This window comes from Brachybacterium sp. NPDC056505 (assembly GCF_042794925.1).
GTDB lineage: Bacteria > Actinomycetota > Actinomycetes > Actinomycetales > Dermabacteraceae > Brachybacterium > Brachybacterium kimchii.
Window position 1 is genome coordinate 195,044 of record NZ_JBHTSV010000004.1, and the last position, 22,788, is coordinate 217,831.

Here is a 22,788-nt window from a genome sequence, read left to right on the forward strand (position 1 = left end):
GCTGAACTAGACTCGTCCCGATCATCTCCCCCGGAAGGACCCGCCCCATGGCATCTCGCAACTCCCAGCACCGCCCGTTCGGATCGGTGCTCATCGCCAATCGCGGGGAGATCGCGGTGCGTGTGGCCAGGGCCTGCAAGGACGCGGGGCTCCGCTCGATCGCCGTCTACGCGGACCCCGATCGCAACGCCCTGCACACCACGGTGGCCGACGAGGCCTACGCGCTGGGCGGCGAGACCGCCGCGAACTCGTACCTGGTCGTGGACAAGCTGCTGGACATCGCCGAGCGCTCGGGCGCCGAGGCCGTCCACCCCGGCTACGGCTTCCTCTCGGAGAACGCCGAGTTCGCGCAGGCCGTGATCGACGCGGGCCTGGTGTGGATCGGCCCGCCCCCGTCGGCCATCGAGTCGCTCGGCGACAAGGTCTCCGCGCGCCACATCGCCGAGAAGGCCGGCGCGCCGCTCGTCGCGGGCACCAAGGACCCTGTCGAGGGCAGCGACGAGGTCGTCGCGTTCGCCCGTGAGCACGGCCTGCCGATCGCGATCAAGGCCGCCTTCGGCGGCGGCGGCCGCGGTCTCAAGGTCGCCCGTGAGGAGTCCGAGGTCCGCGAGCTGTTCGACTCCGCGGTGCGCGAGGCGACCGCAGCCTTCGGCCGCGGCGAGTGCTTCGTCGAGAAGTACCTCGACGCGCCGCGGCACGTGGAGACGCAGTGCCTCGCCGATTCCCACGGCAACATCCAGGTCGTCTCGACCCGCGACTGCTCCCTGCAGCGCCGCCATCAGAAGCTCGTCGAGGAGGCGCCCGCGCCGTTCCTCAGCCGCGAGCAGAACGCCGAGCTCGTCGCCGCCTCGAAGTCGATCCTCGCCGAGGCGGGCTACGTGGGCGCCGGCACCTGCGAGTTCCTCGTGGGCACGGATGGCACCATCTCCTTCCTCGAGGTCAACACGCGCCTCCAGGTCGAGCACCCGGTCTCCGAGGAGGTCGCCGGCGTGGACCTGGTGCGCGAGCAGTTCCGCATCGCCTCCGGCGAGAAGATCTCCTCGACCGATCCGATCGCGCGCGGCCACTCCTTCGAGTTCCGCCTGAACGGCGAGGACGCGGGCCGCGGCTTCCTGCCCTCGCCCGGCGTGGTGAAGCTCTTCTCCCCGCCCTCGGGCCCCGGCGTGCGCGTGGACTCCGGCGTGCGCGAGGGCGACGAGGTCTCGGGCGCCTTCGACTCGATGCTCGGCAAGCTCATCATCACCGGCGCGACCCGCCAGGAGGCGCTCGAGCGCTCCCGCCGCGCCCTCGACGAGTTCCGCATCGAGGGCATGCCCACGGTGCTCCCCTTCCATCGCAAGGTCGTGAGCGACCCGGCGTTCGCGCCGTCGGACCCGAAGACCCCGTTCTCCGTCCACACCCGCTGGATCGAGACCGAGTTCCACAACGACATCCCGCAGGCCGCGCTGCCCGCGCAGCCCGAGGAGCCCGAGGGCCGCGAGTCCGTGGTCGTCGAGGTCGACGGCCGCCGCGTCGAGGTCAGCCTGCCGGCTTCCCTGCGGGCCCCGCAGCAGCCCGTGCGCCAGCGCCGCCGCGTCGGCAAGCGCCAGGCGGAGGCCGGCTCCGCGGGCGGCGCCGCCGTCACCGCGCCGATGCAGGGCACGATCGTGAAGATCATGGTCGAGAACGGGCAGAGCGTCGCCGACGGCGACCTCGTGCTCGTCCTCGAGGCGATGAAGATGGAGCAGCCCATCACTGCGCACCGCTCCGGGAAGATCTCGGGGCTGGACGCGGAGGTCGGCGCCACCGTCTCCGCGGGCGCCGTGCTCTGCAGCATCGAGGACTGAGAGCGCTCGCCGCTCGCGCCCGCGGAGCGGCCTACTCCCCCGCGGGCCGTCTCGCCGCCTCGGCGATCGAACCCGTGAGCGAGGGGTAGACCGTGAAGGCCGAGGCGAGCTCCTCGGCCGTCATCCGCTGCGCGACGGCGAGGGTGATGGGGTGGATGAGCTCGCTCGCCCGCGGGGCCACGACCACCCCGCCCATCACGGTCCCCGATCCGGGACGCACGACGAGCTTCACGAAACCGTCCGTGAGCCCCTGCATCTTCGCGCGCGGGTTCGTGGCGAGCGGGAGCACGTGCACCTCGCCGTCGGCCCCGTCGACGAGCTCGCGGGCGCCGAGCCCGACCATCGCGATCTCGGGGCTCGTGAACACGGCCGAGGACACCTGCTGGTGGATGAGCGGTCCCACCGCCTCGCCGAGCGCGTGGTGCATGGCGATGCGCCCCTGCATGGCGGCGACGGAGGCGAGCGGATGGACGCCCGTGCAGTCCCCCGCCGCATAGACGCCGCGCACGGAGGTGCGGGAGACCCGGTCGGTGTCGATGTGACCGCTGGGCCGCAGACGCACGCCCGCCTCCTCGAGCCCCAGCCCGGCGGTCGCGGGGACCGCGCCGAGGGCCATCAGCACATGGCTGCCGCGGATCTCGCGGCCGTCCTCGAGGGTGACGACGACCCCTTCCCCGCTGCCGTCCCCGCCGTCGGCGCCGTCGCCGTCGGCGATACGTGCGCGCCGCGCGGAGGCGGCGCGGGAGCGGGAGCACAGGGTGACGCCGCGGCGGGTGAAGGCCTCCTCGAGCACGGCCGCGGCGTCCTCGTCGCCTCCAGGGAGCACCTGGTCGCGCGAGGAGACCAGGGTGACCTCGCTGCCGAGGGCTCGGTAGGCGCTCGCGAACTCGGCGCCCGTGACCCCGGAGCCGACGACGATCAGGTGCGAGGGCAGCTCGTCCAGGTCGTAGAGCTGGGTCCACGAGAGGATCCGCTCGCCATCGGGACGACCCTCGGGCAGCTCGCGGGGGCGCGCGCCGACGGCCAGCAGGACCACGTCGGCGGGCAGCATCTCCACGGCCTCGCCGCCCTCGGACAGCACCGCCACGTGCTCGGCGTCCTCGAGGCGTCCGCGGCCCGGGCGCACCACGACGCCGGCGGCCGCGAGCGAGGCCGCGATGTCCTCCGACTGGGCGCGGGCGAGGCCGCGCAGGCGCTCGTTCACCCGGGCGAGGTCCACCGTGAGCGACCCGGCGACGGGCTCCCCGGCGTCCTCGGCGTCGCGGATGCCGAGCCCGGCCGAGGCGCCGACGAGGTCGAGGACGTCGGCCGTGGCGACCAGGCTCTTGGAGGGGACCACGTCGGTGAGCACCGCCGCGCCGCCGATGCCGCGCTCCTCGACGAGGGTCACCCGGGCGCCGGTGCGCGCGGCCGTCAGGGCCGCCTCGTACCCGCCGGGGCCGCCGCCGATGATCACGACCCGCGGCGCCGAGCCGCCGTCGGCGCCGGTGCGGTCGGGGTCCGGGGGCAGTGCTGTGCTCGGATCGGCCATCTGCTCATTGTGGCCCACGAGCCGCCGTAGGCTGGGCCGCATGAGCGAACTCGACGTCGATCCCCAGGCCGCGGCCCGCGAGGCGGCCGCCCGCATCGCCGAACTCAGCGGCGTTCCCCGTCACGACATCGCCCTGGTGCTGGGCTCCGGCTGGGGCGGCGCGGCCGACCTGCTGGGAGAGACCGTCTGGGAGGCACCGGCGACCCAGGTCCCCGGCTTCCGCGCTCCCGCCCTCGCGGGCCACGTGGGGACGCTGCGCTCCATCGCGATCGAGGGCGGCGACGCCCACGCGCTCGTGATCGGGGCCCGCACCCACTTCTACGAGGGCGCGGGTGTCGAGGCGGTGGTGCACGGCGTGCGCACCGCCGCGGCGGCCGGCGCCGGCACCATGGTGCTGACCAACGGCTGCGGCGGGATCGACGAGTCCTGGACGCCCGGCACCCCGGTGCTGATCTCCGACCAGATCAACTTCACGGGCGCGAGCCCGCTGCGCGGCGCGACCTTCGTGGACGTCACCGACCTGTACACCCCGCGCCTGCGGGACGTGGCCCACGAGGTCGACCCCTCGCTCGCGGAGGGCGTCTACATGCAGTTCCGCGGCCCCAGCTACGAGACCCCCGCCGAGGTCCGCATGGCGCGCACGATGGGCGCGACGCTCGTGGGCATGTCCACGGCGCTCGAGGCGATCGCCGCGCGCGAGGCGGGCATGGACATCCTGGGCATCTCCCTGGTGACGAACCTGGCGGCGGGCATCAGCCCGACCCCGCTCAGCCACGAGGAGGTCGTCGAGGCGGGCCGCGAGGCCGGGCCGCGCATCGCGGACCTGCTCGCACGCGTGGTCCGCAGGATCGCCGAGGCCGCGTGATGATCGACGCGCAGCTGCGCGCACGCGCGCAGGAGTGGATGGACGACGATCCCGATCCGACGACGCGGGCCGCGCTGCGAGGCCTGCTCGACCAGGCGAGCGGCGAGGGCCCGGAGGCGGAGGCCGCGGCCGAGGAGCTGGCCGACGCCTTCGACGGCACCCTCGCCTTCGGCACCGCAGGGCTGCGCGGCCGCATGGGCCCCGGCCCGCAGCGCATGAACCTCGCTGTGGTCTCCCGCGCCGCCCGCGGCCTGGCCGAGCACCTGCTCGGCGAGCTCGGCGGAGGCGGCACGGACGCGGCGCCGCTCGTGGTGATCGGACACGACGCCCGCCACCACTCCGAGGCCTTCGCGCGGGAGTCCGCCGCGATCATGACGGCCGCCGGCTGCCGGGTGATCCTCTCCGACGGGCACTGCCCGACCCCGCTCGTGGCCTTCGCGACCCGGCACCTGGACGCCGACGCGGGGGTCGTCGTCACCGCCTCCCACAATCCCCCGGCCGACAACGGCTACAAGGTGTACCTGGGCGGCCGTGCGAGCGACGCCGACGGCCGGGGCGTGCAGATCGTCCCGCCGTCGGACGCGCAGATCGCCGCGCGCATCGCGGCCGTCGGCCCCGTCCGCGAGATCCCGCGGGCGGAGTCCGGCTGGGCGACCATGGACCCCGCCGTCCCTGAGGCCTATCTCGAGGCGATCTCCACGATCCTGCAGCCGGACTCCCCGCGCGAGGCGCGGATCGTGCACACCGCGATGCACGGCGTGGGCGGGGCGACGGCGATCGCCGCCCTGCACCGGAACGGGTTCACGGATGTGCACTCGGTCGCCAAGCAGGCCGATCCGGACCCGGACTTCCCGACCGTCGCCTTCCCGAATCCCGAGGAGAAGGGCGCGATCGACCTCGCCCTCGAGCTCGCGCGGACCGTCGAGGCCGACGTGGTGATCGCGAACGATCCCGATGCCGACCGCTGCGCCGCCGCTGTCGTGGACCCGCACCTGGGCGGATGGCGCATGCTCACGGGCGATGAGCTGGGCGTGCTGCTGGGGGCGCGCCTCATGCGCGTGCACGGCACCCGCGGCGTGTTCGCGAACTCGGTGGTCTCCTCCCGCTGGCTCTCACGGGTCGCCGAGGCCGAGGGCCGCGGGTCGGCGACCACGCTGACCGGCTTCAAGTGGATCTCCCGCGCCCCGGGCATCGTCTTCGGCTACGAGGAGGCGATCGGCTACTGCGTGCTGCCGGACGTGGTGCGCGACAAGGACGGCCTCTCGACGGCGCTGCTGGTCGCGGAGGCGGCGGCCGACGCGCGCTCGCGCGGGCGCAGCCTCGTGGAGGATCTCGACGACCTCGCGCGGTCCACGGGACTCTTCGCGACCTCGCAGCTCTCGATCCGCGTCACCGAGCTCTCCGAGCGCGACGTGATGATGGCGCGTCTGCGCGAGCAGCCGCCCCGCTCGCTCGCGGGAAGCGTCGTCACCGAGGTGCACGACCTCGCCGAGGGCTCCGTGGCGACGACGGGTCTGCCCCCGACCGACGGCGTACTGCTCGCCACGGCCGACGACTCCCGCGTGATCGTGCGCCCCTCCGGAACCGAGCCCAAGCTCAAGTGCTACATCGAGGTGCACGAGGCGGTGGACCCGGAGGCCGACGTGGCAGCGCTCGGCGCCGTGCGGACGTCCGCCGCCGCGCACCTGGAGCAGATCACCCAGGAGATGCGGACTGCGCTGACCGGGGCGTGAGCGGCGCCATGGAGCGGATCGCCGTCGTCGGCTCGGGCGGGAGCGGCAAGACCTACGTGTCTCGCGCGCTCGGGAGGATGCTCGACATCCCGGTCACGCATCTCGACGCCGTGTACTACGACCAGGACTGGCATCCGCTGCCCGCCGAGCAGTTCGCGGCGCGCCAGCGTGACATGGTCAGCGGGGACCGGTGGGTGATCGACGGGAATCACTGCGCGACGCTTCCGATCCGTCTTGCCGCATGCGACACCGTGGTGATGATGGACGTTCCCACCACGAGCGCGCTCCTCGGAGTCCTCTGGCGGCAGGTGCGTCACGGCGCCGGCCACCACGCGAACGGGGTGCACAACCGGCTGAGCCTCGGCGTGCTCCGGTACGTCGGGACCTACCGGCGGCGCATGCGTCCCCGGGTGATGGCGGAGATCGACGACGTCGCCGAGCACGTCGACGTCGTGCGGCTCACGAGCCGTCGGCGGGCACGGCGCTGGCTGCGTGAGCTCTCGGAGCGTCGATCCATGCGCTCGGCACACGAGGCGAGGCCCACGGCGTGCGGAGGAGATGACCAGTGATGACCGATGGTCCGCGCGAGAGCGGTCTGCTCCCCGTCGCCGACGGCCAGAGCATCTACTGGGAGGAGTGGGGCGCCCCGGACGGCGTCCCCGCCGTGTATCTCCACGGCGGTCCGGGCGGCGGGCTCGGCAGGAGCGGGTACCGCCACCGGTTCGACCTCGAGCGCACCCGGGTGATCGGCCTCGAGCAGCGCGGCTGCGGACGTTCGCTTCCGCACGCCTCGGATCCGTCGGTGTCCCTCGGGGAGAACACGACGCAGCACCTCATCGACGACATCGAGGTCCTGCGTGAGGCACGCGGGGTGGAGAGCTGGATCGTCAACGGAGTGTCCTGGGGATCCACTCTCGCTCTCGCCTACGCGCAGGCCCATCCCGGGCGGGTGCTCGGCGTGGTGCTGTTCGCGGTGACGACGACCCGCCGCCGCGAGATCGACTGGATCACCGAGGGCGTCGGGGCGATCTTCCCGGAGGCGTGGGACCGCTTCGCCTCCTTCGCCGAGGGCGCGGGCATCGGATATGCGCGCGGCGAGGGCCGGATCGTCGAGGCCTACGCTCGCCTGGTGAACTCCGCGGATGCGGCCGTGCGCGAGGCGGCCTCGCGCGAGTGGGCGCTGTGGGAGGACACCCACGTCTCCATCGGCACCGGCGGCACCGACGGCACCGACAGCGCGGAGCGCACGGGTTCTCCCCCCGCCGTCCGCCGCGACCCGCGCTGGGAGGACGACGCGTTCCGTCTCGCCTTCGTGCGCCTGACCACCCGCTATTGGTCGCACGACGGATTCCTGGATCCGCCGCTGCTGGAGAACATGGCCGTGCTGGAGGGGATCCCCGCGGTGCTGATCCATGGTCGCCGGGACGTCTCTGGGCCCGCCGTGACGGCCTGGGAGCTGCACCGCCGCTGGCCGGGATCGACGCTCGTGATCGACGAGCAGGACGGACACGGGGGCACGTCCATGGTCGAGGCCTGGAGCGCCGCGAACACGAGGCTGCTCGACGGCGACCGCCGCAGATGCTGATCGCCCCCTCACCCCCGCAGTCCCACCAGTGCCCTGCGCGCCGCCGCATCCGTGAGGATCGCGACGTTGTGGCTGCGCTGCTCGATGCTGCCGCGCCCCGGATGCAGCGCCAGGACCTCCGGCGAGCTGATGCCCTCGCGCAGCGTCTCGACGATGCACGGATTTGGCTGCATGAACGGACGGTCCCAGAAGGCGACCGCAGCCGGCTCCGCGAACGGCAGACCGGCGCTCCGCTGGAGGCGCAGAAGCACGTCGAGCGACCGGACGAGCGGCGCCTGCCGCTCGCGCCAGCTCGCAGCACGCATCACCTCGACGAGCGGTGCGGCGACCTGGTCACCGCAGTGCAGTCGCCGCAGCAGGGTGCCCCGCCACTTGGAGTACGGCGCCCACTGCTTCTCGAGCAGGAAGGCGAGATGCATGCACACGTCGACCATCCGCGCGGCGATCACCCGAGAGCCGAGGTCGTCTCCTCGCTGGCCCGCTCGTCCCAGGAGCGGCAGTTCCTCCTCGATCCTGGACCAGTCGCACGCGACGACGTACCGCCAGATCTCCTCGGGATACCAGCGCAGGCTCCGGCGCAGGTCTGTCAGCTCGCCCGTCGTGTCGGTGAAGACCGCGCCTGCGGTGATCTCGAGGGCGGACTGGCCGGAGATCGAGAGCCACTCCGCGGCGTCCAGGCCCGCCCGCGGGTCGCAGCCGAGCCGCTCCCGGGCGAAACCGCTCACGCTGCGGACCTCGACGTGATGCTCCGTGCTCGCGTCGCCGGTGAAGGCGAATCGGGTGGGATGACCGGCGAACGACTCGGGCAGCAGGTCCGCGAGCAGGTCCCGCACCGGGACGACCATGTCCTCCTCGACGAAGAGGCTCAGGCGCAGTCCCCAGTCGTGGTCACGGGAGATCTCGTCGTCCAGGCCCAGCACGTCGGATCCCTGGCCGACCCTCCCCGCAGCGTGGGCGATGTCCGGCCAGCGGGTGAGGAGCAGGGGGCGGACGATCTGGGTCCAGTACGTGCGCGCCAGCGCGATGCCGGAGGTCGGCGTGGATTCGGAGGACATGAGCCCATCATGACCCGGTGATCGCTCGTCGGGCTGCCTGTCCGTCACGGGCGGCGCCGGTACCAGATCTGATGGGCGCGACCGCTGGGCAGCGTGACCGACTCGATGAAGAAGTCGTCGGAAGAAGGCAGGCCCCCTTCGAGCAGGCGCATTCCCGATCCGATGGTGACCGGCACGATCGTGAGGTGCATCGTGTCCACGAGGTCGGCCGCGAGGAACTCCCGCACGGTGCTCGGTCCGCCGCCGATCCGCACGTCCGTGCCCGGGGCGAGCTCATGCGCCCTCTGCAGGGCCTCGTGCGGCGAGGCGTCCAGGAAGTGGAAGACGGTGCCGTTCTCGAACGCGAGCGGCTCGCGCTCGTGGTGGGTGAGCACGATGACGGGCGTGCGGAACGGCGGCTCTTCGCCCCACCAGCCGCGCCAGCCGTCATCGGTCCACGGCCCCTCCTGCGGCCCGAACTTGCGCCGGCCCATGATCTCGACGCCGATGCCCTGGCCCCACAGGCTCGTCATCGCGGCGTCGAAGCTGAGGTCCTCGACCTTGTCGACGCCGTGGATGGCGCGGCCGTCGAACCCTCGGGTGAGCGCGATCGCCTCTCCGAACGGCTCCTCGAAGGTCACGTAGGAGCCTGCGGCGTACCCGTCGAGGGAGACGAACATGCCCTGCACGCGGGTCCGCGAGCCATCGGCGGAGGACGTGGGGTCGGTGCGATCAGCGCTCATGGAGCGAGTATGCGCGCCGCGCGGGTCGCGCGCGTGTCCGTTCGTGCGGGCCCCTGACCTCGCGCTCCCGCGGGACCTCCCGGCTGCTCGGAAATCGCTGGTCCGCCGCTGAGCGCGGGCATACCCTCGCGCCATGACCGGACTGGCACTGGACGGCATCGATGTCGACGCGCACTCACCCGAGACGCTCGCGGTCTTCTGGGCCGCCCTCCTCGACCGCGAGGCGGCGCCCGGGACGGGACTCCTCCCGCCCGACCGTGACGGCCTCCGCCTGCGCTTCGTGCCGACGAGAGTCCCGAAGGCCTCGCAGAACCGCATCCACCTCGATCTCACCACCGCCAGCGCCCCGGAGATGGAGGCGACGATCGCGCGCGTGCTCCGCGCAGGGGGCCGACGGGCCGACATCGGCCAGGGCTCCGAGGACCCGCACGAGGTCCTCGCGGATCCCGAGGGCAACGAGATGTGCATCATCGAGCCGGGCAACGGATTCCTCCGCGGCACCGGGGTGATCGGCGCCGTCAACTGCGACGGCACCCACGCGCTGGGCGAGTTCTGGAGCGCGGCCCTGGAGTGGCCGCTCGTCTGGGACGAGGGCGAGGAGACGGCGATCCAGTCGCCGCGCGGCGGCGCCAAGATCACCTGGTCGGGCACGCCTCTGATGCCGCGGCACGGGAAGGACCGGATCCGCCTCGCCCTCCGCGTCGGGAACGCCGCGGAGCTGAGCACCGCCTGCGCGCGGCTGGAGCGCCTCGGCGCGCGCATAGCGTCCGGGGACGACCCTCTCCTGCCCGGGGCGACTTCGACGGCGATGACGGATCCGGACGGCAACGAGTTCACCGTGCGCATCGCCCTGCCGCGATGAGCGCGCCGGCACGACCAGCGCGGTCTCAGCGCCCGCGGGCTGCTGCCTTCGCGAGCAGTCCCGCGGGGAAGAAGCGGGTGAGGCCGACGATCGCCCGGTAGCGACGGCTCGGCACCGATACCGCCCTCCCGCGGGCGGCATCGCGCAGCGACTCCTCGACGACCCGCGGCGCGTCGAGCCACATCCACCCGGGGATCCCCTCCTTGCCCCGGGCCAGACCCATCCGGGCGTGGAACTCCGTGTGGGTGAAGCCGGGGCAGACCGCCGTGACCGTGACGCCGCGCGGCCGGTATCGGGCGTTCGCCCAGCGCGAGAAGCTCACGATCCAGGACTTCGCCGCCGAGTACGTCGAGCGCGGGGTGAAGGCGGCGACCGAGGCGATGTTCAGGATCGATCCCCGACCGCGCCCGAGCATGCCGGGGAGGACCGCATGCATCAGCCGCATGGGCACCTCGTCGTGCAGGCGCAGGTGGCGCACCTCGTCCTCGATGTCGTTGCTCTCGAAGGCGAGGGGCAGGCCGAATCCGGCGCTGTTGACGAGGGCGTCGACGGGACGCGACGGGTCCGCGAGCCGGGCGACGACGGCCTGCACGTCCGCGACCTGCGCGAGGTCCGCGGGAAGCACCTCGATGCCGTCGGCGCCGAGGCCTTCGAGCTCGGTCGCCAGCTCCTCGAGCGAAGCGGCCCGGCGCGCGACGAGGACCAGGTGGACGTGGCGACGCGCGAGAGCGCGCGCGTAGTCCGCGCCGAGTCCCGCGCTCGCCCCGGTGATCAGTGCCGTCCGCGTCATCGGTGCTCCTTCCGGCGCCGTGCTCAGTACCCGGAGCCGGCCGCGTCGCCCGCGAGGACGGCGCGGGAGCCGGAGAGGCCGAGCCGGGAGGCGCCGACGGCGACCATCGCCTCGGCGGCCTCGCGCGTGCGCACGCCGCCCGAGGCCTTCACTCCGAGCCGGTCGCCGACCGTGCTGCGCATGAGGGAGACCGCGTGCTCGGTGGCTCCCCCGGCGGGGTGGAAGCCGGTGGAGGTCTTCACGAAGTCGGCGCCCGCGCGCTCGGCCGCCTCGCACACGCCCACGATCTGCTCGTCGCCGAGGACGGCGGACTCGATGATCACCTTGAGCACGGTCGGGGCGGGGGCCGCCTCGCGCACGGCGCGGATGTCGGCCTCGACGCCGTCGAAGTCGCCGGAGACCGCGAGGCCCACGTTGATGACCATGTCGACCTCGTCCGCCCCGCGCGCGACGGAGTCGGCGGCCTCGGCGGCCTTGATCGCGCTCTGGTGCTGGCCGGAGGGGAAGCCGCACACGGTCGCGACCTTCACGGTGGTCTCGACCGGGAGCATGGAGGGCGAGACGCAGATCGAGTAGGTGCCGAGCTCCTCGGCCTCGCGGGCGAGGGCGTCGACGTCGGCCCGCGTGGCCTCGGGCTTGAGCAGGGTGTGGTCGATCATCGGGGCGAGCTGATCGTTCGGGAGGTTCGTCATGACGCAGATTCTTCCACGCGCACCTCGAGGACGGGACTGCTCCCTCACGCGCCGGCTCTACCTGTCTACCTGTGTGATAGGTTCGATTCGTCGTTCGGCGCCGCACGCAGGATCCGCCCCGAGGGCCTCTCCCCCGGTGACCCCGATGCGCGCGCCGCCGGGCCCGGCCATCCCCACACAGTCCGTCCCGAGGAGTTCCGTCAATGTCGACGTCCGTGCAGTCGTCACCCCCAGAGCGCGCCACCCTGTCCGCGCGCGTCGATCCGTACCGGGTCGACGGCTCGCAGATCACCGATCCGCCGCGCACCTTCCGCGGCAAGCTGCGGTTCCTGGGGCCGGGCATGATCACCTCGGCCGCCGTGGTCGGCTCCGGCGAGCTGCTCACCGCGACCACGCTGGGCGCGCAGGTCGGCTTCATGCTGCTGTGGCTCGTGCTGGTCTCGACGTTCCTCAAGGTGTGGGTGCAGATCGAGCTGGCCCGCTGGTCGATCTCCACCGGCAGGGTCGCGATCGACGGCTACGACGACGTCCCTCCCCGCATCCTCAAGCGCGGCTGGATCTCCTGGCTCGTGCTGCTGATGTTCCTGCAGTTCTTCATCGGCCAGGCCGGCGTGATCAGCGCCTCCGCCTTCGCCTTCAGCTCCCTGATGCCGATCGGCTCGGACCCCTATTCGCTGCTGTCCATCGGCGTGTGGGTCGCGATCCTCGTGGCCGTCGCCATCGGGATCCACGTCTTCAACCGCTACGCGGTCGTCGAGAACGTCTCCACGGTGCTCGTGCTCGTGGTGACCGCCTTCGCCGTGATCATGCTCTTCCTGCTCAACGGCACCGAGTACGCCTGGACCCTGGGCGACGTGGCGGACGGCATGCAGCTGCGCATCGCCGCAGGATCCGCCGGCGTCGCCCTCGCGATGTTCGGCATGACGGGCGTCGGCGCCGGGGAGACGACCGCCTACACCTACTGGGTCGTCGAGAAGGGCTACGCGGCCTGGACCGGCGTCGACGACGGCTCGCAGGCCTGGGTCGATCGCGCCCGCGGGTGGATCTCGGTGATGAAGGTCGACGTCTGGGTCTCCTGGGTCATCTACACCTGCTCCACCGCGGCCTTCTTCATGCTCGGCGCGGCCGTCCTGCACCCCCAGGGGCTGGTCCCGGAGGGCAACGAGGTGATGGTGACGATCTCGTCGATCTTCGACTCGACGGTCGGCGCCTGGGGCGGGGTCGTCTTCCTCGCCGGCGCGGGCCTCGCCCTGTTCAAGACGATCCTCGCGAACGTCCCGAGCCTGGGCCGCCAGGTCGGGCACACCCTCGCGATCTTCGGCGCCTACGACTGGTCCGACCAGGTGGTCCGCGACCGCTGGCAGAGGGTCATCATGATCGTGCTGCCGATCGGCTGGGGCGTTCTCGGCACGCTCGTCTCCTCGCCGCTGACCCTCGTGGTCATCGCGGGCATCCTCAACGCGATCTTCCTGATCGGCGCCGCGATCGCGACCCTGTACCTCGCGCGCACGCAGACGGCGCCGGCGATCCGCGACGGGCGCCCCACCTCGGTGATGCTGTGGATCTCCGCGATCGCGATCATCATGGTGGGCGTGATCGGACTGGTGAACTCCCTGTGACCTCTACACCCGCCTGGGCCTACCTCTCGGACGACGGGACCGGCGAGGAGGGGACCGCCCTCAGCCGCGAGTCCCTGGCCGCCCGCGCCCGCCAGGCGCTGCTCGACCTCATCGACGACGAGGGGCTCGGGGAGGGCGACACCCTGCCGGCGACCGGCGCGCTCGCCGAGCGCTTCGGGGTCTCGCGCACGGTCGTCCGCGAGGCGCTGAGCGCCCTCGCGGCACTGGGCATCATCGAGATCACGAACGGGCGCAGCGCGAGCGTGCGCGCACAGGACCACTCCCTCATCCGCTTCTCCCTCGCGCGCGCCCTGCGCGAGTCCCCGGGCGGCGGGTTCACCGCCCTCATGGACCTGCGCGCCCCGCTCGAGGCGCGGGCGGCCCGCCTCGCCGCCGTGTCCCTCGCGTCCGACGAGCGATCCGCGGACCGTCAAGGGCTCGCCGACCTGCTCCGGGAGATGGGCGAGGCGCTCGAGGACTCCGAGCGCTACCCGCAGCTGGACCTGCGCCTGCACGGCGAGATCACCCGGCTCAGCGGGAACCTCGCGCTGCAGGGCGTGCTCGACGCCGTGCGCACTCCTCTGTTCCGCGCCATGCAGGACCTGCGCGCGACGCGCGACACCCGCGGCCTCGTCGGCGCCGAGCACGCCGAGCACGTCCGCATCGTGGAGGCGATCCTCGCGGGAGACGCCCACGGGGCCGAGACCGCCATGGCAGAGCACATGGAGTCCGTCGCCTCCCTCGACGCGCCGACAGCGCCCGAGCACCCGCACCCGGGCTGAGCCCGCGGGGCCGCTCCCGCTCGTCCCGCGGCCCTGCTCCCGCTCCCCTCGCACTGCACTGCACTGCACTGCCACTCCACCGCTTCCTCGAAAGGCGAACACCATGCGCGCTCTCCAGCTCCAGAAGGCACAGGACCTCCGGGTCGTCGACCGCGAGATCCCCGAGCTCGGTCCCGACGACGTCCAGATCGACGTCGAGTGGGGCGGCATCTGCGGCTCGGACCTCGGCTACTGGCGCCACGGCGCGACCGGCACCGCCCAGATGCACCACCCGCTCGTGCTCGGCCACGAGGTCTCCGGCCGCATCCGCGCCCTCGGTCAGGACGTCGAGGGGCTGACAGTGGGCCAGACGGTCACCGTGCATCCCGCGCGCACCACCGGCCCCCTGCCCGAGCGCCTCGTCGGACGCGACAACCTCCATCCCGACCTCACCTACCTGGGCTCCGCCATGCGCGACCCGCACACCGACGGCGGCTTCGCGCAGGTGCTGCAGGTGCGCGCCGCGCAGGTGATCCCGCTGCCCGAGGGCCTCGACACGCGCCGCGCCGTGCTCGCGGAGCCGCTGGGCGTCGCGATGCACGCCGTCCACCGGGCCGGCGACGTCGAGGGCGCGCACGTGCTGGTCAGCGGCTGCGGCCCCGTCGGCCTCCTGGTCATCCTCGCCGTGAAGGCGGCGGGCGCCGCCCACGTGACCGCGATCGACCTCGCCGAGCCCGCCCGTGCCGCGGCCTCCGCCGTGGGGGCCGACGTCACGACCGACTCCCCCGAGGGCATGGACGAGCGCATCCGCGTCGCCTTCGAGTGCTCCGGGGCGCCCGCCTCCCTCGACGGGATCATCCGCTGCATCCCCCGCGCCTCCACGATCGTGCAGGTCGGCAACCTGCCCGTGACCCCCGTGACGGTCTCCCTGGGCCCGATCGTCTCCAAGGAGATCGACTACCGCGGCACCTTCCGGTTCGTCGGCGAGATCGAGGACGCGGTGCGCCTGCTGGCCGGCAGCGAGACGGCGGAGCGCGTGATCAGCCACGAGTTCGCGCTCGACGAGGCCGAGGCCGCCTTCACCACCGCCGCGACCGATCCCACGAGCAGCAAGGTGATCCTGCGCATCGGCTGAGCGGGCGATTCCCGCGTCGCGGCCGGGGCCCGATCCCCTAGACTCGGACCCCATGACCGACCCCGCCGCAGCCCCTGCCCCACCCCGTCGGATCGTCCTGGTGGCGGGCCCCTCGGGCAGCGGCAAGGGCGTGATGACGCAGCGCAGCGGGCTGCCGCTCGTGCCGCTCGACGAGTTCTACCGCGACGGCGACGACGAGGCCCTCCCGCAGCGCTTCGGGATCGTCGACTGGGACGACCCCGCCTCCTGGAACGTGGGCGCCGCGCTCGAGGCGCTCACCGCCCTCGCCCACGACGGCCGCGCGGACATCCCCGAGTACTCGATCTCCCGCTCGCAGCGCACCGGGACGCGCACGCTCGAGGTGGACGACGAGCGGATCATCGTCGCCGAGGGCATCTTCGCGGCCGAGCTCATCGCCCCGCTGCGGGCGGCGGGCCTGCTGGCCGACGCTCTCGTCGTCGACCGCCCGGCGCCCCTCGTGTTCTCCCTGCGTCTGGCCCGCGACCTCTCCCAGTCCCGCAAGCCCCCGCTCACGCTCGTGCGCCGCGGCTGGGGACTCGCCCGCGACCAGCGCGGCGACGTGTCCCGCTGGAGGGCGGCCGGGATGCGCTGCGTGGGTCTGCGCGAGGGCACCGCCCACCTGCGGGCGCTGGCGGACACGGCCCGCGCCGAGGCCCGGGTGCAGAGCCCGTCCCGCTCCGACGACGCTGCCGGACGGGCGCCCGACGCCGCGACGGGGACGGCCGCCGGGGCAGGGACGGCCGCCGGGGCAGCTCCGGGCGGGAGCTCGCCGGCCGTGCTCACCATCGCGGCGGTCTGCTTCCTGCGCGAGGGCCCGTCGGGGCTCGAGCTGTTCGCGGTCCGCAAGCGCGGAACCGAGGCGTTCATGCAGGTCGGCGGCAAGCTCGAGCCCGGGGAGGACGCCCGGGAGGCGGCCGTCCGCGAGGTGATCGAGGAGCTCGACGTCGTGCTCGAGGAGGACGGCCTGGAGCTGCTCGGCGAGTTCGAGGCCCCGGCCGCGAACGAGGCGGAGACCATCGTGCGCGCGAGCGTGTTCCTCGCGCCCTCGGACTCCCTGCCGCGCGACGTGACGGTCTTCGCGGAGCTCGAGGAGGGCCGCTGGTTCCCCCTCGACGCGGACGATGCACCAGGGGTGCAGCTCGCGCCGCTGATGACCGATCACATCGTCCCGCGCCTGCGCTCGCTGCTGGGCTGAGCGGGGCCGCCGCGCGTCCCTCAGGCGATGCGGTCCAGCACGATCCGGCGCGTCTGCTCGGAGGCGGAGGACTCGATCGTCCAGGCGCCGTCGATCGCCTCGAGCGCCCGGCCGAAGCGGTCGGGCGTGTCCGTGTGCAGGGTCGCGAGCACATCGCCCGCCGCGACCTTCTCCCCCACCACCTTGTGCAGCTCGACGCCCGCGCCGGCCTGCACGGCCTCACCGGGGCGGGAGCGTCCGGCGCCCAGGCGCCAGCCGGCGACGCCGACCTGCAGCGCGTCCAGGCCCGTGACCACGCCGTCGGCCGATGCCCGGATCTCCTCGGTGTGCGATGCCACGGGCAGCGGGGCGTCGGGATCGCCGCCCTGGGCGGAGATCATGCGCTTCCAGGTGTCCATCGCGCGGCCGTCGGCGAGGGCGGCCTCGACGTCGACGTCGGCCTTCCCGGCGGCGGCGAGCATCTCGCGGGCCAGCGCCACCGTGAGCTCGACGACGTCCGCGGGACCGCCGCCCGCGAGCACGTCGACGCTCTCGCGGACCTCGAGGGCGTTGCCGACCATCCGGCCGAGGGGTGCGGACATGTCGGTGAGCAGGGCGACGGTGCGCACGCCCGCGTCGGTGCCGAGGTCGACCATGGTGCGCGCGAGCTCGCGGGCGTCGGACTCCTCGCGCATGAAGGCGCCGGCGCCGGTCTTCACGTCCAGGACGAGCGCAGCGGTGCCCTCGGCGATCTTCTTGCTCATGATCGAGCTCGCGATCAGGGGGATCGCCTCGACGGTGCCGGTGACGTCCCGCAGCGCGTAGAGCTTCTTGTCGGCCGGGGCGAGGCCGGAGCCGGCCGCGCAGATCACGGCGCCCACGTCCTCGAGCTGCGCCATCATCTCCTCGTTGCCGAGGTCGGCCCGCCACCCCGGGATGGACTCGAGCTTGTCGAGAGTGCCCCCGGTGTGGCCGAGTCCGCGTCCGGAGAGCTGCGGGACGGCGACGCCGAAGCTCGCCACGAGCGGTGCGAGCGGGAGCGTGATCTTGTCGCCCACGCCGCCGGTGGAGTGCTTGTCCGTCGTCGCCCGGGACAGGGCGTCGAAGTCCATGCGCTCGCCGGAGGCGGTCATCGCGGCGGTCCAGCGGGCGATCTCCTCGCGGTCCATGCCGCGCAGGAAGATGGCCATGGCCAGCGCCGCCATCTGCTCCTCGGCGACGACGCCGCGGGTGTAGGCGTCGATCACCCAGTCGATCTTCTCGTCGCTCAGGCGGGCGCCGTCGCGCTTGTCGCGGATGACGTCGATCGCGTCGAATGCTTCGGTCATGGGGCCGTCTCCTCAGGTCTCGAAGGGTGCAGCGGCGAACGGTGCAGTGGCGAAGGGTGCAGCGGCGGGGTCGTCGGGGCCGACGAGGCATGCCCGACGGGTCCCTCGATCATCCCGCGAGGTCGGCGGGGCCGAAGGCCTGCGGGAGCAGTCCCTCGAGGTCGAGCACCCCGTGCGGGGAGAGCATGCGGAACTGTGGTCCCGCGTGCTCGGAGAGCAGCTGGCGGCAGCGGCCGCAGGGCATGACGACCTCGCGGTCGCCGGCGGCGACGTGCTCGTCCCCGCCCACGCACACGAAGCGCCGCAGCGTCCCGCCGCCGCCTGCGACCAGGTCGCTGACCAGGCCGCACTCGGCGCACAGGGTGACGCCGTAGCCGGCGTTCTCGACGTTGCAGCCCGTGACCACTCGGCCGTCGTCCGTCGTCGCCGCGGCCCCGACCCGGTAGCGGGAGTACGGGGCGTAGGCGCGCTGGGCGACGGAGCGCGCGGCCTCGACCAGTTCGTCGAAGTCCGCGGTCCCGTCGCCGGCGCGCTCGCTCGCCTGCTGCTCGCTCGTCATGCGCTCACTGTTTCACGTAGGGGACGCCGTCGGCGGCGGGGACGCGCACGCGCCCCACCACTCCCGCGACCGCGAACAGGGTGACGATGTACGGGAGCATGAGCAGGAACTGGCTCGGGATCCCGGCGCCCGTGCCCGAGGGCAGGGAGGACAGGTTCAGCTGCAGGGCGTCCGCGAAGGCGAAGAGCAGCGCCGCGAGCAGCGCGCCCACCGGGTGGTAGCGGCCCAGGATCATGGCGGCGAGCGCGATGTATCCCTTGCCGGCGCTCATCTCCTCGCCGAAGGCGACGCCGGTGCCGATCGTGAGGGTCGCGCCGCCGAGCCCGGCGACGGCCGATCCCAGCAGCACGTTGGACCAGCGGGTGCGGCTCACGTCGATGCCCACGGTGTCCGCGGCGCGCGGGTGCTCGCCGACGGCCCGCACGCGCAGGCCCCAGCGGGTGCGGAACAGGGCGACGGTGAGCACGGCGACGATGATCCACATGAGGTAGACCAGCACGGTCTGCTCGAACAGCACGCGGCCGATGATCGGGATGTCCGCGAGCAGCGGGATGCGGATCGTGGGCAGGCGCAGCGGCTGGTTGAACATGCCGGGGTTCTGCTTCATCACGGTGCCGAAGAAGAAGCTGGTCAGCCCGATCGCGAAGACGTTGAGGACCACGCCCACGATGATCTGCTGGACCTGGTAGCCGATCGCGAAGAGGGCGAGCAGGGCGCCGATCACGAGCGCCATGATCGGCGCGGCGACGAGGCCGGCCCAGGCGCTGCCGGTGAGGGAGCCGACGAGCACGGCCCCGAAGGCGCCGAACAGCAGCTGGCCCTCGATGGCGATGTTGATGACGCCCGCCCGCTCGGAGAGCACGCCCGAGAGCGCGCCGAAGGCGAGCGGCACGGCGAGCAGCATCATGGTCTGCAGCAGGGCGCCCAGGTCCACCGTGGCTCCCTTGAACGCCCAGGTGAGGAACGACAGCACCCACAGCACGCCGAAGCCGACGATCACGGCGACGCGGGCCCGCCCGCGGGGCATGGCTCCCCGGGCGGCGCGCACCCACAGGTAGGCGGCGACGGCGAGTGCGAGCACGGCCAGCACGATCGCGGCGACCTTCGTGGGCACGGGCACGTCGCCGGGGATGATGCCGCCGGGGTTGAGGTCGCCGGGCGCAGCGATCCGGTAGGCGGTCTGCACGCCCGAGGGGGCGAGCATCCCGAAGACGAGCACGGCGATCAGAGCGAGCGCGGTGAGCACGGTGGGCAGCAGCCACCAGCGCCGGGGGCGCTCGCCCGCGCCGCCGGATGCGCTCGCGCGCTCGGGCTCGGGCGTCGGAGCGGCTGCGGGGCTGGTCTGGTCGAGGGCGGTCATCGCTCCTGGCCTCCCGTCGTGTTCTCTGCGTCTGATGCGTCGGGTCCCGGTCCGGCGGATGCTGGACCGGCGGACGCTGGACCGGCGGACGTCGGGGGCCCGCCGGGGTCCGGGGCCGGGTCGTCCCCGGCGGAGGGCGGCGAGGCCTCGGCGGTCTGATCCGCTCCGACGTCCGTCGTCCTCTCCTCGCCGGCACCAGGGCGTCCCTCTCCGGCGGCCTTCGCGCGGCGCGCACGGCGGGTCCTTCCTGGCTGGTCGATGCGGCGCAGGCCGAGCAGGAAGCGCACGAGCGGCGGGGCGGCGATGAACAGCACCACGAGGGCCTGGATCACCTGGACGAGGTCGATCGGGACGCCCTGCGAGGTCTCCATGAAGCGGCCGCCCGTGGAGAGCGCGGCGAACAGGATGCCGGCGAGCAGGATGCCGATCGGGCCGGAGCGGCCCAGCAGGGCCACGGTGATCGCGTCGAAGCCGATGGATCCGGCGATCGAGCCGGTGAGGCGGTGCTCGGTGCCCAGCACGTGCACGGCGCCGGCGAGGCCCACGAGGGCTCCGGCGACGAACATGACGCCGATCGCGCTGCGGCCCACGTCGATGCCGGCGACCTCGGCGGCGCGCGGGTTCGAGCCGACGGCGCGGAAGCGGAAGCCGATGGTCGAGCGGCTCATCAGCCACCACAGGAACACGATCGAGGCGAGCGCGATGAGCAGCCCGAGGTGCAGGCGGTACCCCTCGCCCGCGAGCAGCGGGAGGCGGGCGCTCGAGAGCACGGAGGGCGAGGTGGGCTGGGCCTTGTTCGAGCCGGTGAAGGCAGAGGTGGTCAGGGCGAAGGCGAGCCCGTAGGTCGCGATCCAGTTGAGCATGATCGTGGAGATGACCTCGCTCGACCCGAAGCGGGCCTTGAGGTACCCGGCGATGCCGCCGTAGACGCCGCCCGCGACGATGCCGACCACGAGGCAGACGATCAGGTGGATGACCGGCGGCATCGGCACGGCGAAGCCGACGTACCCGGCGGCGGACGCGCCCACGATCAGCTGTCCGGTGCCGCCGATGTTGAACAGGCCCGAGCGGAAGGAGACGGCCATGCCGACCGAGGCGATGATGAGCGGGGTCGCGACCGTGAGGGTCTCCAGCAGCGGCTTGAAGCCGCGCGCGAGGGCGGGCAGGAGCACGTACGTGCCCGAGCCTCCGCGCGCGCGGAGGTCGTCGGCGACCTTGCCGAAGGCCCGGTAGTCGAAGATCGACCCGCGGAACATCGACGCGTACGCCTCGGAGATCGCGCTCCATCCGGCGCTGAAGGTGTCGGCGGGGCGCGCGAAGAAGTAGCCGAGGGCCGTGCGGACCTGCGCGTCGGACACGAGGATCAGCACCGACCCGATGATGAAGGCGAAGACGAAGGCCCCCACGACCACGAGCACGTTGCCGCGCGCCAGGCGCTGGGCGAGGCCCGCGACGGACGTCGGGCCCGCGGAGCCCCCCGGCCCTCCGGTCTCGCTCGTGGTGCCGGGGTCGCCGGGCTGGACCGCGGTGCCGGGGGCGACCGGGCGGACCTCGCCGTCGATGCTCGCGCTCATGCGATCTCTCCTTCGTCCACGAGCTGGGAGTCGGTGGTGCGGGCGCCGGCGGCGACGGCCTCGCGCGCCGCGTCGACGGTGTAGCCGGCCATCATCAGGCCCAGCACGTCGCGGTCCTCGTCGGCGGGGACGACGCCCAGGATCCCGCCGCGGTACATCACGGCGATGCGGTCGGCGAGCTGGATGACCTCGTCGAGCTCCGTGGAGACGATGATGACGGGGGTGCCCTTGTCGCGCTCGGCGATGATCCGCCGGTGCAGGAACTCGATGGAGCCGACGTCGACGCCGCGGGTGGGCTGGGAGGCGATGAACAGCGAGAGGTCGCGCCCGAGGGCACGGGCCATCACGACCTTCTGCTGGTTGCCGCCCGAGAGCGTGGAGACCGGGTCGTCGATCGAGCCGGTGCGCACGTCGTACTCGGCGACGTCGCGCACCGCCCTCTCGCGGATCGCCCGGGGATGCAGCACGGGGCCCGTGCCGTAGGGGGCGCGGTGATGCTGGTCGAGCACGAGGTTCTCGGAGACGGAGAAGTCGGCGACGAGCGCGTCGTGGGTACGGTCCTCGGGGACGAAGCCGACGCCCGCATCGAGGATCTCGCGGGTCGAGCGCCCCACGAGCTCCTTCCCGCCCAGGCGCACGGAGCCGCGCAGCTCCTTCTGCAGGCCCAGCAGCGCCTCGGTGAGCTCGGTCTGGCCGTTGCCCTGGACGCCCGCGATGCCGAGCACCTCGCCCGCGGCGACGTCGAGATCGACGTCGTCCAGCAGGGTGACGCCCGAGGGGTCGGTGACGCCGAGGCCGCGGACGCACAGGGCGGTCTCCCCGGGCTCCGCCGCCTCCTTCTCGAGGCTGAGCTCGACGGCGCGGCCCACCATGAGGGAGGCGAGCTCGGTCTGGTCGGTCGCGGGGTCGGCGGTGCCCACGACCTTCCCGCGGCGGATCACCGTGATCGTGTCGGAGACGGCCTTGACCTCGCGCAGCTTGTGGGTGATGAACACGATCGAGGTGCCCTCGTCGCGCAGCTGGCGCATGATGTCCATGAGCTCGTCGGTCTCGTGCGGGGTGAGCACGGCGGTGGGCTCGTCGAGCACGAGGACCTCGGCGCGGCGCGAGAGCGCCTTGATGATCTCCACCCGCTGCTGGGCGCCGACGGGCAGGTCCTCGACGACGGCGTCGGGATCCAGGTCGAAGCCGAAGCGGGAGGAGATCTCGCGGACCGTGCGGCGCGCGCTCGCGAGGTCCAGCAGGCCCCCGGAGGTCGGCTCGTGGCCGAGCACGACGTTCTCGGCGACGGTGAACGGCGGCACGAGCATGAAGTGCTGGTGGACCATGCCGATGCCGGCGCGCATCGCGTCGCCGGGCCCGCTGAAGCGCACCGGCTGCTCGTCCAGCAGGATCTGTCCGCCGTCGGGCCGGTAGAGCCCGTACAGCACGTTCATGAGCGTGGACTTCCCGGCGCCGTTCTCCCCCAGCAGGCTGTGGATCTGGCCGGGCTCGACCACGAGGTCGATCGAATCGTTGGCCACGAAGGTGCCGAAGACCTTCGTGATCCCTCTGAGCTCGAGCTTCACGCCGGCTCTCCTCCTCAGGACGGGCTGG

20 protein-coding genes are annotated in these 22,788 nt (G+C 73.1%); 10 read left to right on the top strand and 10 right to left on the bottom strand.

Annotated features, from left to right (window positions below; translation table 11 throughout):
- Positions 1-47: 47 nt before the first annotated feature.
- Positions 48-1,826 (top strand): biotin carboxylase N-terminal domain-containing protein, encoded by a 1,779-nt coding sequence (locus ACFQ53_RS04900; RefSeq protein WP_249479206.1) that lies wholly within the window; start codon positions 48-50, stop codon positions 1,824-1,826.
- Positions 1,827-1,857: 31 nt separating this feature from the next.
- Here the strand turns inward: ACFQ53_RS04900 and ACFQ53_RS04905 are convergent, their stop codons facing one another.
- Entirely contained in the window at positions 1,858-3,357 is a 1,500-nt protein-coding gene (locus ACFQ53_RS04905; RefSeq protein ID WP_377856131.1) for an NAD(P)H-quinone dehydrogenase, read from the bottom strand.
- Between the two features lie 40 nt (positions 3,358-3,397).
- Between ACFQ53_RS04905 and ACFQ53_RS04910 the strand changes: the two genes are divergently transcribed.
- The 4 genes from ACFQ53_RS04910 to ACFQ53_RS04925 are packed head-to-tail and all read left to right on the top strand — an operon-like array spanning position 3,398 to position 7,540.
- A complete protein-coding gene (locus tag ACFQ53_RS04910) occupies positions 3,398-4,222 on the top strand; it encodes a purine-nucleoside phosphorylase (RefSeq protein WP_377856134.1) in 825 nt (274 codons plus the stop codon).
- A complete protein-coding gene (locus tag ACFQ53_RS04915) occupies positions 4,222-5,955 on the top strand; it encodes a phospho-sugar mutase (protein WP_377856206.1) in 1,734 nt (577 codons plus the stop codon). Before ACFQ53_RS04910 ends, ACFQ53_RS04915 begins: the two co-directional genes overlap by 1 nt.
- Positions 5,952-6,524 (top strand): hypothetical protein, encoded by a 573-nt coding sequence (locus tag ACFQ53_RS04920; RefSeq protein ID WP_377856137.1) that lies wholly within the window; start codon positions 5,952-5,954, stop codon positions 6,522-6,524. The genes ACFQ53_RS04915 and ACFQ53_RS04920 overlap by 4 nt, the downstream gene beginning before the upstream one ends.
- Positions 6,524-7,540: an alpha/beta fold hydrolase gene (locus tag ACFQ53_RS04925; RefSeq protein WP_377856140.1), complete on the top strand. Its 1,017-nt coding sequence runs from the start codon at positions 6,524-6,526 to the stop codon at positions 7,538-7,540. The genes ACFQ53_RS04920 and ACFQ53_RS04925 overlap by 1 nt, the downstream gene beginning before the upstream one ends.
- An 8-nt stretch (positions 7,541-7,548) precedes the next feature.
- Here ACFQ53_RS04925 and ACFQ53_RS04930 read toward each other — a convergent pair whose 3' ends face one another.
- Positions 7,549-8,595 (bottom strand): DUF4037 domain-containing protein, encoded by a 1,047-nt coding sequence (locus ACFQ53_RS04930; protein WP_377856143.1) that lies wholly within the window; start codon positions 8,593-8,595, stop codon positions 7,549-7,551.
- A 44-nt stretch (positions 8,596-8,639) separates the two neighbouring features.
- Positions 8,640-9,317, bottom strand: a complete 678-nt coding sequence (locus ACFQ53_RS04935) for a dihydrofolate reductase family protein (RefSeq protein ID WP_377856146.1) — start codon at positions 9,315-9,317, stop codon at positions 8,640-8,642.
- Between the two features lie 133 nt (positions 9,318-9,450).
- On the opposite strand from ACFQ53_RS04935, the gene ACFQ53_RS04940 reads away from it, so the two are divergent.
- Entirely contained in the window at positions 9,451-10,179 is a 729-nt protein-coding gene (locus tag ACFQ53_RS04940; protein ID WP_377856149.1) for a VOC family protein, read from the top strand.
- A 25-nt stretch (positions 10,180-10,204) separates the two neighbouring features.
- Here ACFQ53_RS04940 and ACFQ53_RS04945 read toward each other — a convergent pair whose 3' ends face one another.
- On the bottom strand, positions 10,205-10,969 hold the full coding sequence (locus ACFQ53_RS04945) for an SDR family NAD(P)-dependent oxidoreductase (protein WP_377856152.1): 765 nt from the start codon (positions 10,967-10,969) through the stop codon (positions 10,205-10,207).
- 23 nt (positions 10,970-10,992) lie between these two features.
- The gene (gene deoC / locus ACFQ53_RS04950) at positions 10,993-11,661 is read right to left on the bottom strand and encodes a deoxyribose-phosphate aldolase (protein ID WP_377856156.1); all 669 of its coding nucleotides are present in this window, start codon (positions 11,659-11,661) and stop codon (positions 10,993-10,995) included.
- 203 nt (positions 11,662-11,864) lie between these two features.
- Between deoC and ACFQ53_RS04955 the strand changes: the two genes are divergently transcribed.
- The 4 genes from ACFQ53_RS04955 to ACFQ53_RS04970 all read left to right on the top strand — a co-directional run bounded on the left by ACFQ53_RS04955 (position 11,865) and on the right by ACFQ53_RS04970 (position 16,392).
- Entirely contained in the window at positions 11,865-13,280 is a 1,416-nt protein-coding gene (locus ACFQ53_RS04955) for an Nramp family divalent metal transporter (RefSeq protein ID WP_377856159.1), read from the top strand.
- A complete protein-coding gene (locus ACFQ53_RS04960) occupies positions 13,277-14,062 on the top strand; it encodes a FadR/GntR family transcriptional regulator (protein WP_377856162.1) in 786 nt (261 codons plus the stop codon). Before ACFQ53_RS04955 ends, ACFQ53_RS04960 begins: the two co-directional genes overlap by 4 nt.
- A 103-nt stretch (positions 14,063-14,165) precedes the next feature.
- A complete protein-coding gene (locus ACFQ53_RS04965) occupies positions 14,166-15,176 on the top strand; it encodes an L-idonate 5-dehydrogenase (RefSeq protein ID WP_377856165.1) in 1,011 nt (336 codons plus the stop codon).
- Between the two features lie 52 nt (positions 15,177-15,228).
- Entirely contained in the window at positions 15,229-16,392 is a 1,164-nt protein-coding gene (locus ACFQ53_RS04970) for an NUDIX domain-containing protein (RefSeq protein WP_377856168.1), read from the top strand.
- A 20-nt stretch (positions 16,393-16,412) separates the two neighbouring features.
- On the opposite strand, the gene ACFQ53_RS04975 is transcribed toward ACFQ53_RS04970, so the two are convergent.
- The 5 genes from ACFQ53_RS04975 to ACFQ53_RS04995 form a co-directional block, all read right to left on the bottom strand.
- On the bottom strand, positions 16,413-17,699 hold the full coding sequence (locus tag ACFQ53_RS04975; protein WP_377856171.1) for a thymidine phosphorylase: 1,287 nt from the start codon (positions 17,697-17,699) through the stop codon (positions 16,413-16,415).
- 109 nt (positions 17,700-17,808) lie between these two features.
- Positions 17,809-18,258: a cytidine deaminase gene (locus tag ACFQ53_RS04980; protein ID WP_377856174.1), complete on the bottom strand. Its 450-nt coding sequence runs from the start codon at positions 18,256-18,258 to the stop codon at positions 17,809-17,811.
- A 4-nt stretch (positions 18,259-18,262) separates the two neighbouring features.
- The gene (locus ACFQ53_RS04985; protein ID WP_377856177.1) at positions 18,263-19,618 is read right to left on the bottom strand and encodes an ABC transporter permease; all 1,356 of its coding nucleotides are present in this window, start codon (positions 19,616-19,618) and stop codon (positions 18,263-18,265) included.
- Entirely contained in the window at positions 19,615-21,192 is a 1,578-nt protein-coding gene (locus tag ACFQ53_RS04990; protein WP_377856180.1) for an ABC transporter permease, read from the bottom strand. The genes ACFQ53_RS04985 and ACFQ53_RS04990 overlap by 4 nt, the downstream gene beginning before the upstream one ends.
- The gene (locus tag ACFQ53_RS04995; RefSeq protein ID WP_377856183.1) at positions 21,189-22,760 is read right to left on the bottom strand and encodes an ABC transporter ATP-binding protein; all 1,572 of its coding nucleotides are present in this window, start codon (positions 22,758-22,760) and stop codon (positions 21,189-21,191) included. Before ACFQ53_RS04995 ends, ACFQ53_RS04990 begins: the two co-directional genes overlap by 4 nt.
- Positions 22,761-22,788: the final 28 nt, after the last annotated feature.